Genomic DNA, 12,294 nt, shown 5'->3' with positions numbered 1-12,294 from the left:
CGACATGGGCTACGAAACGGCCGCACCCACCGACGTCGACAGCGTCGTTCCCGACGAGTACGGCGGCATGTGGTTTCTGAAGGACGCACTCGACACCGAACAGCTCGGGTTCACGGTGCTCGAACTCGAACCCGACGGCAAAGGAAAGGAACACGACCACGAAACGGACGGGCAAGAAGAGATCTACTACGTCGTCGAGGGCGAGGTCGACGTCGATCTCGCCGACGAAACGGTTACGCTCTCGACCGACGACGCGCTCCGACTCGATCCGGAGGAGACACGACAGATCCACAACCACGGCGACAAGCGTGCGAAGCTGGTGTTGGCCGGCGCGCCACGATAGCTGACCGCCGCGGGTCGAGTCCGGGCCTCACTCCAGCCGGCGTTTGGTTTCGCGGTGGCGATACCGGAACATCGGCTCGAAGCCGACGACAGCGAACGGCCCGGCGAGTCGGCCGAGATCGCCGAACGGGAGTTCGTACTCCACCCGATCACGAACGTGGGTTCCGCCGCCGTCGGCGTAGAAGCTGTGGGTGTGGACCCACCGCCGGAACGGCCCACCGATCATTTCGTCACGAAACAGGCCGGCTCCGCCTTCGCGGTTGCGTTGGATGATCTCTGTCGTCCAGCCCTGTCGAGGGCCGACGCCGCACGGCCGCATCGAGAGGTCGGCTTCCGCACCGGCCTCCAGTACGTCAGGATCGGGCTCGCCGTCCGGTCCGCGCGAGGCCTCTATCCGGAGATTCATGAACTCGGGCGTCAGCGCCTCCAACCCGTCGAGCGCCGAGTGAAACCGCCAGACGTCTTCGAACGGTGCGCGCACGTACGTCTCGCGCTCGTACGTCGACATGGGTACGCTCCGGGGCGAAGGGACAAAACCCCGCGGGTAGCAGTCGCTCCGCCGATCGGATTTCGTGTCGCTCAACCGTCGAAAAGCGGTGCTGATATATCCCTGGGGAATGATTCGGCAAGTATGACCTACACTTGCCGAAACTGCAAGCGGACGTTCACGAGCGAGCTCGAACTCGAACTCCATCGCGACGGCTGCTCCGACGAACAGCTGTTCTGTGAGCTCTGCGGTGAGCGCTTTCCGGAGCGAACAGCGACCACCGACGGCTGGCGATTCTCGTGTCCGAACGACGACTGCGACGGCGAAGGACTCGAAGAAGACCTCCACTCGGTAAGTGACGTTCTTCTGGTCGAGCAATAGCTCCGTACGACCACCGGAACCCGTCGAGAGAGTGGTTCACGCGTTTCGGGCGAGTTGATCGATGGTCGCGAGCGCACGCCAGCAGACAAGTGTGTACGCAGCCGCAAGCGGCGGCACCTCGAACGCGACGCGACAGCCCTCCCTGAGCGGTTCGACCCGATGGCCGGTCGCTGGAACGCCAGCGACCCGCCACGTCCACCGGCGATCAGTGCACTCGGTGACGTGGAAAGGGAGTTCGAGTCCGCCGACGGTGCGAACGTGACCGCGCGTTCCGGCCCGGACGAACCGCTCCTCGCACGCGACGCCGACGATCGACGGGCCCCACTCCGGCCAGCAGTGGGTGTCGGTGAGTAAGTTCCAGACGACAGCGGGAGCCGCATCGACTTCGCGCGAAACGACGAGTCGGGGACCGTCGGGTGTGCGTTCGAACGACAGCTCGCCGATCCGTGTCTCGGATGGGTTCAGGGTCACGGTGACGTTTCAGAGCCCCAAAATTTCCCGAGCTTGTGCGGGCGTGGCGATCTCGCGGCCGAGTTCCTCGGCGATCCCCACGACACGCTCGACCAACTGAGCGTTACTCTCGGCGAGTTCGCCCCGTCGGTAGTAGACGTTGTCCTCCAACCCGACGCGGACGTGACCACCGAAGAGGATCCCCATCGTCGCGAACGGGAGCTGGTGGCGACCGAACCCGAGCGTGTTGAACAGCGCACCCCCCGGGAGGTCATCGATCGCGGTCAGGAAGTTCCGCGGGCGTGGCCGGGTGAGCGTTCCCGGGCCAAAGATGAGCGTGACGTACACCGGTGCCGTGAGATCACGACGCTCCAGCAGGTCGTGGACTTCGTTGCGATGACCGTCGTTGAACACCTCCAGTTCGGGTTTGATCCCGCGCTCTCTCATCTCCGTGTGGAGCGCGTCGATCGTTCCGCGGGTGTTCTCGCTCGTCAGGTGATCATAGCGATTCAGCGGTCCCATATCGAGGGAGGCCATCTCGGGCGGTGGATTGGTTCGGAGCGGTTGGTGACGATCGTCGGCCGGTGCAGCGGTTCCGCCGGTCGAGTGTTGGATGATCACGTCGTCGGCGTGCTCCCTGACGGCGTCGTCGATTTCCTGAAACCGCTCGGTCGCAAACGAGCGCTCACCGTTGTCCTGGCGGGCGTGGAGGTGGACGACCGCCGCGCCCGCCGCCTCCGCTGCGGCCGCCGCGCGCCCGATTTCAGCGGGCGTCTCGGGTAGGTTCGGGTTCGTCTCCTTACCGTGAACGCCGCCCGTCAGCGCCGCGGTGACGATGACCGGTTCGCCCGCGAGATACCGGTCGTAGCTCATGGCGCGTCGCTCGTGGCGTGCTCGCGGTAGATCGCACAGTGCTGCTCGTGATCGAGATCGTAGCGATCGTTGCAGATGTCCGCACGCATCGGCTGGACGAACCGGTCGGCGACGGTGCAGTACGCCCGTGGGACGGCGAAATCCTCGCCGCTGGCCTCGGAGTCGTCGGCCCCCTGGTGATACTCCAGATGCGGACAGGTCATGGCTCTCGTTGCCACTGGAACGTGTTATACTGTCGGTCGACTCGGGGAGGGCGCTCTCGCGAACGTAAAACGTACACAGGCCGATGGATCGTCGCACGGTGGCTTGCTGGCAGCACTACACTTTTGCTGAGCGGGTGTGTGTCGTTCGCATGGAGTACACGACCCTCGGCTCAACGGGGATGGAGGTCAGCCGAATCTGTCTCGGCTGCATGAGCTTCGGGACTTCCGAGTGGCGCGACTGGGTGCTCGACGAGGACGAAAGCCACGAGATCATCGAGCGCGCGATCGATCTCGGGATCAACTTCTTCGATACCGCGAACATGTACTCCCGCGGCGAGAGCGAGCGAGTGCTCGGCAACGCCCTCGCGGGCTACGACCGTGACTGGCCCGTGGTCGCCACGAAGGTCTACAACCCGATGGACGACGACAACCCCAACGCACAGGGCCTCTCGCGCAAGGCGATCGAGCAGGAACTCGACAACAGTCTCGATCGGCTGGGTATGGAAACCGTCGACCTCTACCAGACCCACCGGTGGGACGACGACGCTCCGATCGAGGGGACGCTCCGCGCGCTCGACGACGCCGTGCGCCGCGGGAAGGTACGCTACATCGGGGGCTCGTCGATGTGGGCCCATCAGTTCGCCGACGCGCTCCACACCAGCCAGCGCTCGGGTCTCGAGCGCTTCCAGACCATGCAGAACCACTACAACCTCGTCTACCGTGAGGAGGAACGCGAGATGCTGCCGCTCTGTGAACGGGAGGACGTCGGCGTGATTCCCTGGAGCCCGCTCGCGCGCGGCTATCTCACGAGGCCACACGAGGAGATCGACGCCACCGCACGCGGCGCGAGCGAGGAGTACCTCTACGAACATCCCTACCGCGAGGGCGGCGGCCGGGCGATCAACGAGCGCGTCAAGGAGCTCGCCGCCGAGAAAGACGCTACGATGGCACAGATCGCGCTCTCGTGGCTGCTCCACAAGGAACATGTCGACGCACCGATCGTCGGGACGACGAGCGTCGAGCATCTGGAAGAGGCCGTCGCGGCGCTCGACATCTCGCTGTCGGATAGCGATATCGAGTATCTCGAAGCCCCCTACGAGCCGGTGGAAGTGTCGGGCCACCAGTAACGACACTCACCAGTCGGTCCGCTGCCGCTACCCAATCACTCACTACGGACCTCGCGTGCAGCCTCGTCAATGATGGCGACCTCGTCGTCGCTGTATCCGATCAGGCGCACGTCCGACAACGACGCGGGCTCGTACGCCGCGATCGCCTCGGCGATGATCGCTGCGCCCTTCCGGAGATCGAACCCCGCGACGCCACAGCCGAGAGCAGGGATCACGAGCGACTCGCAGTCCAGTTCGTCGGCACGTTCGAGCGTGTTGCGGGTCGCACCGCGGATGCTCTCGACGGTCGCTTGTCCGTCGCCGTAGTGAGGCATCGCGGCGGCATGAATCACGTACTCGGCGTCGAGATCGTAGGCATCGGTGACCGCGACCGCCCCGAGATCGATCGGTCCCTGTGCGGTGGCTTCGGCGTTGATCTCGCCGCCCGCGCCGCGCCGGAGCGCCCCCGCCACGCCCGATCCCATTTCGAGGCTCGTCCCGGCGGCGTTCACGAGCACGTCGGCAGACTGGGCCGCAACGTCCCCCTGTACGATGGTGAACTCCATACTCACCCTCGGAGCGCCACGAGCAAAAACGCCCACCTCGACCGGAGCCGTTCGGGCGGCTCACTCCGGGCTCGCCGACGCCGTTCGCCGTCGGTACGCGAGATAGCCGAGCACGAGGGGGGCCCCGAAAACCAAGAGATACGGCGCGAGATACGCGAGCCCGACGACCGCTGCCCGCAGCGTCGTGGCGACGCCGCCGATCGAGGATAGGAACGCATCGAGCACGCCGATGTCGTACCACGCCCCGGCAATGACCGGATCGTCGGCGGGTTCGGTGAGTTCGACCGTAATCGTCGAGAGGGCAACCTGACCGCGGAGCGACTGCAACTGGGCTTCGAGGCGCTCGATTTCCGATTGGGTGTTCGAGAGGCGTTCTTGGACCTTGAGAACGGCCTCGGTGTCGCTCGCGTTCTCGTAAAGGTTCCGGAGGCGCTGGCGCTGCGCCCGGAGGTTTTCGAGGCGGGCTTCGAGATCGACCAGCTTGTCGGTCACGTCACTCGAGTTCGTGCGCGCACTCTGTACCGTCCCGGTCGCCTGTATTCGATCGTAGAGTGAGGAGAAATTCCGGCTCGGCACGCGAACGACGAGCTGCCCGGCGGTTCGGTTGCCGTTCTCGCCCCGCGTCGACTGGCTCGACGCGCTGACATAGCCCCCGAACTGCCGTGTCGCAGCCGTGACGTTCCGCTGTGCCGTGCTGAAGTTCTCGACGTCGAGACGAACATGACCCGTCCTGATGATCGCGCGGCGGGGCTGGAGCGCCTGCTCGTTGCCAGCCTCCGCATCGGTGGCTGCCGAACCACCCGCCGAGGCCGCGGCGGTTTCGGCCCCGCCACCACCGCTCTCGGCGCTACTGGCGCTCGCGCCACCACCGCTGGCGTTTCCGCCGCCCGCACTGTCCGCGCCGCCACCGCCGCCCATCCCGCCACAGCCAGCGAGAACCACGAGGAGCGCGAGGGCAACGACGGCCGCTGAGTGTGCATGTGAATCCATACCAATCCATGATCCGACAGGTGGCAAATGTTTTGTGGGGATCGGTAGGGAACGAACTGCGGAGACAGAACCGCCAGCGGAAGATGGTCGTCCGTTCGAGCACTGCGCTCAGTACGGATCGATCGGATGGCAGAACGTCTGAAACTCGAGCGTTCGGCCCTCCGGATCCTCGGCGAAGAACTGGTAGATGTCGTACTCCTCGTTTACTGTCGGGTTGCCGTGCGCTCGATCTTCAAGACGGTCGTACATGTCGTCGACGGCGGAGCGATCGTCGTAGAACAGCGTGATCGTGCCTTCGGTCTCGGATGTGTCGCCCGCACAAAACCCGATCAGGAGGTTCTCGTGGCGGAGGATCGTACAGCCGGCCTGTTCGAGCCACACCGACGCGTCCAGTCGCTCGGTGTAAAAGTCGACCATCCGATCGAGTGCTGCCGTCTGGAAGAAGACGATCCCGGCCATATCCCCGCCACACGCGCCATCGTCAAACTCGTTCTGGCCTCATTCCAAACCGAGCAGCGCGATCCCGCCGAATCGGAACAGGAACAGATAGACCTGAGCGAGGCCGGCCGCCACGAGGAGCACGCCTGCGACCCGCGAGACCGTCCGTGGCCGCGGCAATCGACGGACGAGGGCCTCGCGCCCGAGCGCCGACAGCGCCGTAATCGCGATCATCAGCACGCTCATCCCGGCGGCGTACGCGCCGAGCGTGACGAACGCGGTGGCCGGACCGCTCGACAGCGCCGTCAGCGCGACCGCGATGAACACCGGCGCGGTACAGCCGGCGGCTGCGGCGGCATAGACGATCCCAAAGCCCACGAACGCGACGGGCGAGCGCCGGCGCTCCGGGAACGCGACGTGGAGGGTCGGCCCGCGGCCGACAGCCATCGCGGTGCCGAGGAGGATGAGCAACGCGCCGACGACGAGTTCGAGCAGAACCACGTTCGCGAGCACCTGGGTTCCGACCGACGCCACGACTCCGGCAAGCGCGCCGTAGACCAACACGAACCCGAAGCTCACGAGCACGCCAACGACCGCTGCCCGGCGCAGCCGCGACGCCGTCGCTGCCCCGGCCGACGCTCCGCTTTCGCCCTCGCTTTCCACACGCTCTCCGTGTTCCTCGCTTTCGCCGTCCTGATCCCTTTCGCCGTCGACATCGCTGCCGAGGTAGTAGGCGACGTATCCCGGAAGCAGCGGGTACGCACACGGCGCGAAGAAGGTCGCTGCGCCGGCAGTGAACGCGAACCCGAGGCGCAGTCCCGAGAGATCGATCATCCCGCCTCGATCGTGCGTTCGACTTCCGCGGCGATGGTGTCGGTAGCAGCGAGACCGACGTGTCGCCACGTCTCGGTGCCGTCGGCTGCAAGCACGAGCAGCGTCGGGATGCGCTGGACGCCGTAGCGCTCGCCGGTGCGGACCTCGGGATCGAGCGCGACTGGCCACGTTCCCTCGTACTCCCGCCAGAAGTCGGCCACCACGGCTGCCTCACCTTCCCAGGTGATCGAGAGTACGTGGAGGTCGGGGAATCGCTCGACGACCGTCCGGAGGTGGGCCATCTGGGGCTTGCAGGGCGCACACCACGTCCCGAAGAAATCGAGCAGCGCCACCTGTCCCTGGGGGTGGATCGCCACCGCCTCGCCCGGCGAGCCGGCGACCGCGACGGTGTCGATCTCCCGGGTGTCCGACCCATCCGCACCGCCGAGAACGCCCGAACAGCCGGCGAGCGTCGCGAGCGCGACTCCTCCACCCGAACCGAGGACCACCCGGCGAGTGTACCGTTTCATACCAGCCCTTGGAGAAGCGGCTTCATAGCCGTATAGCGCGTGTGAGAGCGAGGCGCACAATCCCGCGTGCGTTAACTCCGGTGGTCGATAACGATACTCATGGACCGTCGCCGCTATCTGACCGCGCTCACCGGAGGGACGGTCGCCGTGCTTGCGGGCTGTTCGGGTCTCGCCGGCCGCTCCGACTCCAGTGGGACGGACGGGGCGACTGATACCTCGGCGACCACCGACACTCCAGCGGCCGCCGACAGATCAGGCAACACGACCGCCACCGGCGGAACGGCAGCCGGTGTGCCTCAACAAGCCGGCGACATCGAACTCCCTGTCCCCCGGAGCGAACTCGACCGCGGCGCGGCGGAGGACGCGATCCCGGCGATCACTGACCCCGCGTTCGGAACCGACTGGAGCGACTTCTCGGTGGAACTCGATTCAAACGAGCGCGTGATCGGCGTCGAGCGCGGCGGCGAGGCGCGGGCGTACCCGCTCGCGATCCTCAACTGGCACGAGATCGTGAACGACACACTCGACGGGCCGCTGCTCGTGACGTACTGTCCGCTGTGTGGCAGCGGGCTCACCGCCGAGCGCCGAGTGGATGATGAGGAAACGGTCTTCGGCGTTTCGGGCTTCCTCTGGAACAGCGATCTTGTGATGTACGACCGTGCGACCGACAGCCTTTGGAGCCAGATCATGGCGACCGCCATCCGTGGGCCGAAGACAGGCGAGACCCTCTCGCTCGTCCCATCGACGCTGACGACGTGGGACGCGTGGAGCGAGACGCACCCCGAGACACAGGTCCTGCTCCCACCGCCGGCCTCCGGAGCAGTCGGTGGGGCGAGACCGCGCGATTACGGCCGCAACCCCTACGCTGGGTACGGCGAGTCCCGCCGGATCGGTATCGGGAGCGAGGAGTACGAAGGCCAGCTCCACCCGAAGGCCGACGTCATCGGTATCGCTCACGACGAGATGGCGCGCGCTTACCCGTTCGATACGGTCACGAACGAGGGCGTGATCAACGACCGCGTCGGCGACCTTCCGGTGGTCGTCACGGTCGACTCGGGCGACGCACTCGTCGCCTACGAGCGCCGCATCGATGGAGACGTACTGTCGTTCGAGCCCGCGGGCGAAGACGCGATACGCGCCGACGGCTCGCGATGGCGGCGCGCCACCGGCGAGGCGGTCGACGGGCCGCACAAGGGAACGCAGCTTCCGCGGGCCAACGACGCCTCGCCCATGTTCTTCTTCGCGTGGCGCGATTTCAACCCCGAGACCGAGGTGTACGGGAGCTGAACTGCGGCCATCCGATCCCGAACAGGAACGGCTACGCCGAACCATGCTGCCGAGCGATCGCCCGAGCAGTAGCCATCCGATCGACTCACTCGAAACGCGCGGCGAACTGGTTGATCGCCGCGTCGGTCCCAACTAGTACGAGGTCGTCGTCGGCCCGGAGTTCGAACTCAGGACCGAGCTCAGTCCGGACGTCGCTGTTGCGTTCGACCGCAATCACGGTACAGCCGGTCCGTGCCCGGATGTCGGCCTCGCGGAGGGTTTGGCCGCCGAGGGCGGGACACTGTGTTCGGACGACTTCGATCTGTTTGTCGAAGCTCATCACGTCCTCGTCAAGGATGGTGGAGGCGAGCATCCGCCCACTCACGGTAGCGAGCGCGAGCACGTAGTCTGCACCGGCACGGTAGAGTTTTCGGATGCCCGCGGTCTCCTTCGCGCGAGCGATGATCTCGACGTCGGGCGCGAGCTCGCGGATGACCAGTGTGGCGAACACGGTAAGGGTGTCGTCCGGCAGCGCGAGCACCACCGCGTTCGCGTCGTCGATCCCCGCTTCCCGAAACGTGGCCTTGTCGACGGCATCACCGACGACGTCGACGGCTGGATCGTCCTCGTGGTCGACGACGACGGTCTCGATCCCCGCCCGCGAGACCGCCTCGTACACCGTGGTCCCGACCTCGCCGAATCCGACGATGACGACCCGGCCGCGCCGTCGCGAACGGGTGTCCGAGAGCGTCAGCTCCTTCAGCTGTTCGAGCTCTGCTTCGTGGCCCGCGACCAGCAGGATCGAGTGTTCGTCGATCCGGTCGTTCGGATCGGGCGGGCTGACGAACTCACCGCGGAGCCACGCACCGACCACGTTCGCGCCGGTGCGCTCGGTGATCGCGCTCTCGGCGATCCGGACGCCGTCGAGATCGCTACCGGCTTGGATCGGGAGTTCGGCGATTTCGAAATCGCCGGCGATCTCGATCACGTCGCCCAGTTCGGTGGAGATCGCTGTCGTGACCGTGTCCGCGAGGCTCTCACCGACGAGTCGGCGCGGTGAGAAAACCTCGTCTGCGCCCGCATACCGGTGATAGTCGGCCACCGTGGCGTCCTCGACGAACGTGATGATCCTGGTGTCGGCGGTGTCGGCGGCCGCGAGCGCGATCGAGGCGTTCTGCTCGTCGGCGGCGTCCGCGACGAGCGCCCGCGCCGCCCCGAGATCGACCCGTTCGAGGGTTTCGGGGGCCTCGGGATCGCCGTGGACCACCCGGACACCCTCCTCGTAAAGTTCGTCCGCTCGGTCGCGATCGGGTTCGACCACGACGTAGCTGACGTCCCGGCTGTCGAGTTCCTCGATCAGGGTCCGTCCGCGTGGGGTGTAGGCACAGATGACGACGTGATCGGTGTCTTCGATCGTCGTCGGAGCGCTCCGCGAGAGCGTCTCGTCGAGCAGCGGGAACACGACCACCGGGAGCGCGAGGAAGATGAGTGCCACGCCGGTGAGGTCCATCAGGATCACCAGCACGTTCATCACCGGGCTCTGCCATCCCGCGTCGGATCCGAACCCGGTGGTGGTGAACGTCTCGACGACGACCTGGAGCGAGTGGAGGAACGTCTCGGGCTCGTTCTCGAAGGTGCTCATCCCATAGTCGTAGACGAGCGCGTAGGCGAGCATCAACACCGCAAGCCCGAGAAGGGAGTACGCAGTCCGACGCTGCCAGGTGTTCATCGGGAGAGGACTCTCGCGTCCTTCCGTTCGACTCCACAAAGAACGTTCGGGTCGGTGGGTTGTGCCAGCATTAGGGATTAGCAGCCAAACCCATAGTTTCTCTCGTCGATCGATTTTAGCTGGTGTCGGTTTCGACAAACGAATCTCCGGACATCACTGCTAATCCCTATAGGTGAGAGTCCGAGACAGACTGGGGATGGAAGTTCCACAGGACGCGAGGTCGCCGGCATGAGGGCACCCGATCCGCTGCGATGGCGTTCGTCGTGCGCTATCGCCGTCCCCCCCCCCTGCAAGTGAGAACAGGATCCCGGGAGTTGCAAGCAGTTGATTCAGGCATCCGGTCGGCCTTTGGGCAAGCGGGCACGGGGATGATGCCACCCCCATCATCGGCGTGTCTTGCGTTGCATCAGTGGGAGACGGGTCGGTCCTTGACCGCCCATCTCCAGTCCACGAATCGGAGAGCGATCCGAACACGATCGTAGACGGCAGCACGTGTACGGAGAGCCGCGTGGCGAGAATTTATCCCGACGAGGAGTGGGGTACTGCTCATGATGACATCCTCCTCGGCGTAAATATCGAGGTTTTCCGACCACAGTTGGGATATTGGAAGAAAAGACTACCGACTACTATTGGATTCACCACGCGGATCGCAGTACCGACACCGAGCGGCGACAGCCACCACAGAGACAGTATTCCGGATGGGCGATTTATCATCTTTTCAGGCCTTCTCTTGGCGGATTCCACTTTCAGAGTGCACGGGTAGCCTCTTTAGTGAAGGCGATGGAACATTCGGGTATGAACGAACTCGTCTTCCTCGCCGGTCTCGCAACAGGCATTGCTATCGGCGTCCCTGTAGTCGTGAGGTGGTGGCGGACCGACCTCCGGAATGCGCTCAGACGCGCGTAGTGGTCGGGGGACAAGTATTGAGTGTTAAACTGTTATCCGCGGATTCATCGGCGATCGCTCGCATGAAGAGATCCATAGGAAAACCAGCAAGAGTGCTACGAGGGTTGAATCCAGAGGCAGGTTCACTATTGCCCGGCAAGATCAACGAATCGGTAGCGCGGAGTCCCTTTCCTCAAGGAGCGAGCGAAGCGAGCGAGTAGGGAGGGGAGGAGCGCGTTCGTATCGCTGGGCATATACACTAGAATCACAAGACTTAGGCTCTGATAACCCGTTGTATCGGGTAGTCGCCGCCGGGCACCAGACAGCCCCGCAAGGGGTGCCCGGCCATGATTCCGCGAGGCCAAGGACGGGTTATCTTGGCGGCGACGGGCCACAGTCAACTGGCCCAGCGGACCGGACCCGTCCGGTCCGCGAAGGACGGACCGCCGACCGCGAACGTGACGCCACGTGCCTCTCCGTTCCCCGGATTGGGGATAGAGCTCGAGGTCACGTCCAATTAAATTGCCGCTGCCGGGCGACCTCACCGGCACAAAAGGGCGGACGGACGCCACAAAGCCTTCGCCGCCCGCCACGCAAGCCCCGTCCTCAGCGAGACGGCTTTGCCGTCGAGCAGGGCGGGGTAGTTGACCTAGCTCCCTCAGCTACCACTATCGCTGTCTGAATCGTCACTGTCGCTATCTGAGTCAGAGTCATCAGTGTCGGTATCCGAGTCAGAGTCACCGTCTCTGGCCGATTCTTCATCGACCTCTTCGGCCTCGGTTTCGGCCTCGGACTGGACGTCTTGCATATCGACGTCGTCGTTGAGCTGCTCTTCGTCGATGGCCGATTCCAGCGTCTCCTTATCGGTGACTGCGCTGACCCCCTTCTCCTGGACGACCGATTTGATTTCGTTCGTATCGATCGCTGTCTCTACGTTGTTGTCCTTTGTGTTGGACTTGAGAGCGCGCTTAACGACGACATAGCCGGCCGCTGCTGCACCACCTGTCGCGATCGCTCCGGGGATGCCAGCACGCTTGTATCCATACTTCACTGCTTTCTTGCCGAGGGACAGTCCGATCATGCGTGTCAAGGTCACTTGTCCAAGGGCTAAAGCATGAAGCGCTCGCTCGCAAGCATCCAGCCCCACAAGAGGGCTTTACGGGCCCAGATGGACGATTCGCTCATCTGTGGGAGATTGTGCTGTGTTGAATAGGCAGAGAGCGTCGGGGTCCAAG

15 protein-coding genes are annotated in these 12,294 nt (G+C 64.8%); 4 read left to right on the top strand and 11 right to left on the bottom strand.

Going from position 1 to position 12,294, the window contains the following annotated elements:
- Positions 1–4 precede the first annotated feature (4 nt).
- Positions 5–343, top strand: a complete 339-nt coding sequence (locus tag C449_RS13840; RefSeq protein WP_006078665.1) for a cupin domain-containing protein — start codon at positions 5–7, stop codon at positions 341–343.
- A 27-nt stretch (positions 344–370) separates the two neighbouring features.
- Here the strand turns inward: C449_RS13840 and C449_RS13835 are convergent, their stop codons facing one another.
- Positions 371–850 (bottom strand): SRPBCC family protein, encoded by a 480-nt coding sequence (locus tag C449_RS13835; protein WP_006078664.1) that lies wholly within the window; start codon positions 848–850, stop codon positions 371–373.
- A 123-nt stretch (positions 851–973) separates the two neighbouring features.
- Here C449_RS13835 and C449_RS13830 point away from each other — a divergent pair, with 123 nt between their 5' ends.
- The gene (locus C449_RS13830) at positions 974–1,210 is read left to right on the top strand and encodes a hypothetical protein (RefSeq protein WP_006078663.1); all 237 of its coding nucleotides are present in this window, start codon (positions 974–976) and stop codon (positions 1,208–1,210) included.
- A 36-nt stretch (positions 1,211–1,246) separates the two neighbouring features.
- Here the strand turns inward: C449_RS13830 and C449_RS13825 are convergent, their stop codons facing one another.
- From C449_RS13825 to C449_RS13815, 3 genes are read right to left on the bottom strand one after another with little or no spacing between them, the layout of a single operon-like run.
- A complete protein-coding gene (locus C449_RS13825) occupies positions 1,247–1,681 on the bottom strand; it encodes an SRPBCC family protein (protein ID WP_006078662.1) in 435 nt (144 codons plus the stop codon).
- Positions 1,682–1,690: 9 nt separating this feature from the next.
- The gene (locus C449_RS13820) at positions 1,691–2,533 is read right to left on the bottom strand and encodes a BKACE family enzyme (RefSeq protein WP_006078661.1); all 843 of its coding nucleotides are present in this window, start codon (positions 2,531–2,533) and stop codon (positions 1,691–1,693) included.
- Positions 2,530–2,736, bottom strand: coding sequence for a hypothetical protein (locus C449_RS13815; RefSeq protein WP_006078660.1), 207 nt, complete (start codon positions 2,734–2,736; stop codon positions 2,530–2,532). The genes C449_RS13820 and C449_RS13815 overlap by 4 nt, the downstream gene beginning before the upstream one ends.
- 149 nt (positions 2,737–2,885) lie before the next feature.
- Here C449_RS13815 and C449_RS13810 point away from each other — a divergent pair, with 149 nt between their 5' ends.
- A complete protein-coding gene (locus C449_RS13810; protein ID WP_006078659.1) occupies positions 2,886–3,863 on the top strand; it encodes an aldo/keto reductase in 978 nt (325 codons plus the stop codon).
- Positions 3,864–3,898: 35 nt separating this feature from the next.
- Here the strand turns inward: C449_RS13810 and C449_RS13805 are convergent, their stop codons facing one another.
- From C449_RS13805 to C449_RS13785, 5 genes are all read right to left on the bottom strand, one after another.
- Positions 3,899–4,408 (bottom strand): macro domain-containing protein, encoded by a 510-nt coding sequence (locus C449_RS13805; protein WP_006078658.1) that lies wholly within the window; start codon positions 4,406–4,408, stop codon positions 3,899–3,901.
- A 60-nt stretch (positions 4,409–4,468) separates the two neighbouring features.
- Positions 4,469–5,398: a DUF4349 domain-containing protein gene (locus C449_RS13800; protein ID WP_006078657.1), complete on the bottom strand. Its 930-nt coding sequence runs from the start codon at positions 5,396–5,398 to the stop codon at positions 4,469–4,471.
- A gap of 108 nt (positions 5,399–5,506) precedes the next feature.
- On the bottom strand, positions 5,507–5,857 hold the full coding sequence (locus tag C449_RS13795; RefSeq protein WP_006078656.1) for a hypothetical protein: 351 nt from the start codon (positions 5,855–5,857) through the stop codon (positions 5,507–5,509).
- 39 nt (positions 5,858–5,896) lie between these two features.
- Positions 5,897–6,670: a cytochrome c biogenesis CcdA family protein gene (locus C449_RS13790; protein ID WP_006078655.1), complete on the bottom strand. Its 774-nt coding sequence runs from the start codon at positions 6,668–6,670 to the stop codon at positions 5,897–5,899.
- Positions 6,667–7,179, bottom strand: coding sequence for a TlpA family protein disulfide reductase (locus C449_RS13785; RefSeq protein WP_006078654.1), 513 nt, complete (start codon positions 7,177–7,179; stop codon positions 6,667–6,669). Before C449_RS13785 ends, C449_RS13790 begins: the two co-directional genes overlap by 4 nt.
- Positions 7,180–7,278: 99 nt before the next feature.
- On the opposite strand from C449_RS13785, the gene C449_RS13780 reads away from it, so the two are divergent.
- On the top strand, positions 7,279–8,466 hold the full coding sequence (locus C449_RS13780; protein WP_006078653.1) for a DUF3179 domain-containing protein: 1,188 nt from the start codon (positions 7,279–7,281) through the stop codon (positions 8,464–8,466).
- An 85-nt stretch (positions 8,467–8,551) separates the two neighbouring features.
- Here the strand turns inward: C449_RS13780 and C449_RS13775 are convergent, their stop codons facing one another.
- On the bottom strand, positions 8,552–10,174 hold the full coding sequence (locus C449_RS13775) for a potassium channel family protein (protein WP_006078652.1): 1,623 nt from the start codon (positions 10,172–10,174) through the stop codon (positions 8,552–8,554).
- Positions 10,175–11,717: 1,543 nt separating this feature from the next.
- Positions 11,718–12,140 carry a hypothetical protein gene (locus C449_RS13770; RefSeq protein WP_006078651.1) on the bottom strand — a complete coding sequence of 141 codons (423 nt, stop codon included), beginning with the start codon at positions 12,138–12,140 and terminating at the stop codon, positions 11,718–11,720.
- Positions 12,141–12,294: the final 154 nt, after the last annotated feature.

This window comes from Halococcus saccharolyticus DSM 5350, assembly GCF_000336915.1.
Taxonomy (GTDB): domain Archaea; phylum Halobacteriota; class Halobacteria; order Halobacteriales; family Halococcaceae; genus Halococcus; species Halococcus saccharolyticus.
This window is presented reverse-complemented; position numbering and strand designations above follow the sequence as displayed.

Bases quoted from the DNA above. Each gene is read 5' to 3' on its own strand.
- C449_RS13785 (WP_006078654.1), bottom strand. From the start codon at position 7,179: ATGAAACGGTACACTCGCCGGGTGGTCCTCGGTTCGGGTGGAGGAGTC.
- C449_RS13770 (WP_006078651.1), bottom strand. From the start codon at position 12,140: ATGATCGGACTGTCCCTCGGCAAGAAAGCAGTGAAGTATGGATACAAG.
- C449_RS13790 (WP_006078655.1), bottom strand. From the start codon at position 6,670: ATGATCGATCTCTCGGGACTGCGCCTCGGGTTCGCGTTCACTGCCGGC.
- C449_RS13820 (WP_006078661.1), bottom strand. From the start codon at position 2,533: ATGAGCTACGACCGGTATCTCGCGGGCGAACCGGTCATCGTCACCGCG.
- C449_RS13810 (WP_006078659.1), top strand. From the start codon at position 2,886: ATGGAGTACACGACCCTCGGCTCAACGGGGATGGAGGTCAGCCGAATC.
- C449_RS13805 (WP_006078658.1), bottom strand. From the start codon at position 4,408: ATGGAGTTCACCATCGTACAGGGGGACGTTGCGGCCCAGTCTGCCGAC.
- C449_RS13795 (WP_006078656.1), bottom strand. From the start codon at position 5,857: ATGGCCGGGATCGTCTTCTTCCAGACGGCAGCACTCGATCGGATGGTC.
- C449_RS13815 (WP_006078660.1), bottom strand. From the start codon at position 2,736: ATGACCTGTCCGCATCTGGAGTATCACCAGGGGGCCGACGACTCCGAG.
- C449_RS13800 (WP_006078657.1), bottom strand. From the start codon at position 5,398: ATGGATTCACATGCACACTCAGCGGCCGTCGTTGCCCTCGCGCTCCTC.
- C449_RS13835 (WP_006078664.1), bottom strand. From the start codon at position 850: ATGTCGACGTACGAGCGCGAGACGTACGTGCGCGCACCGTTCGAAGAC.
- C449_RS13830 (WP_006078663.1), top strand. From the start codon at position 974: ATGACCTACACTTGCCGAAACTGCAAGCGGACGTTCACGAGCGAGCTC.
- C449_RS13840 (WP_006078665.1), top strand. From the start codon at position 5: ATGGGCTACGAAACGGCCGCACCCACCGACGTCGACAGCGTCGTTCCC.
- C449_RS13775 (WP_006078652.1), bottom strand. From the start codon at position 10,174: ATGAACACCTGGCAGCGTCGGACTGCGTACTCCCTTCTCGGGCTTGCG.
- C449_RS13780 (WP_006078653.1), top strand. From the start codon at position 7,279: ATGGACCGTCGCCGCTATCTGACCGCGCTCACCGGAGGGACGGTCGCC.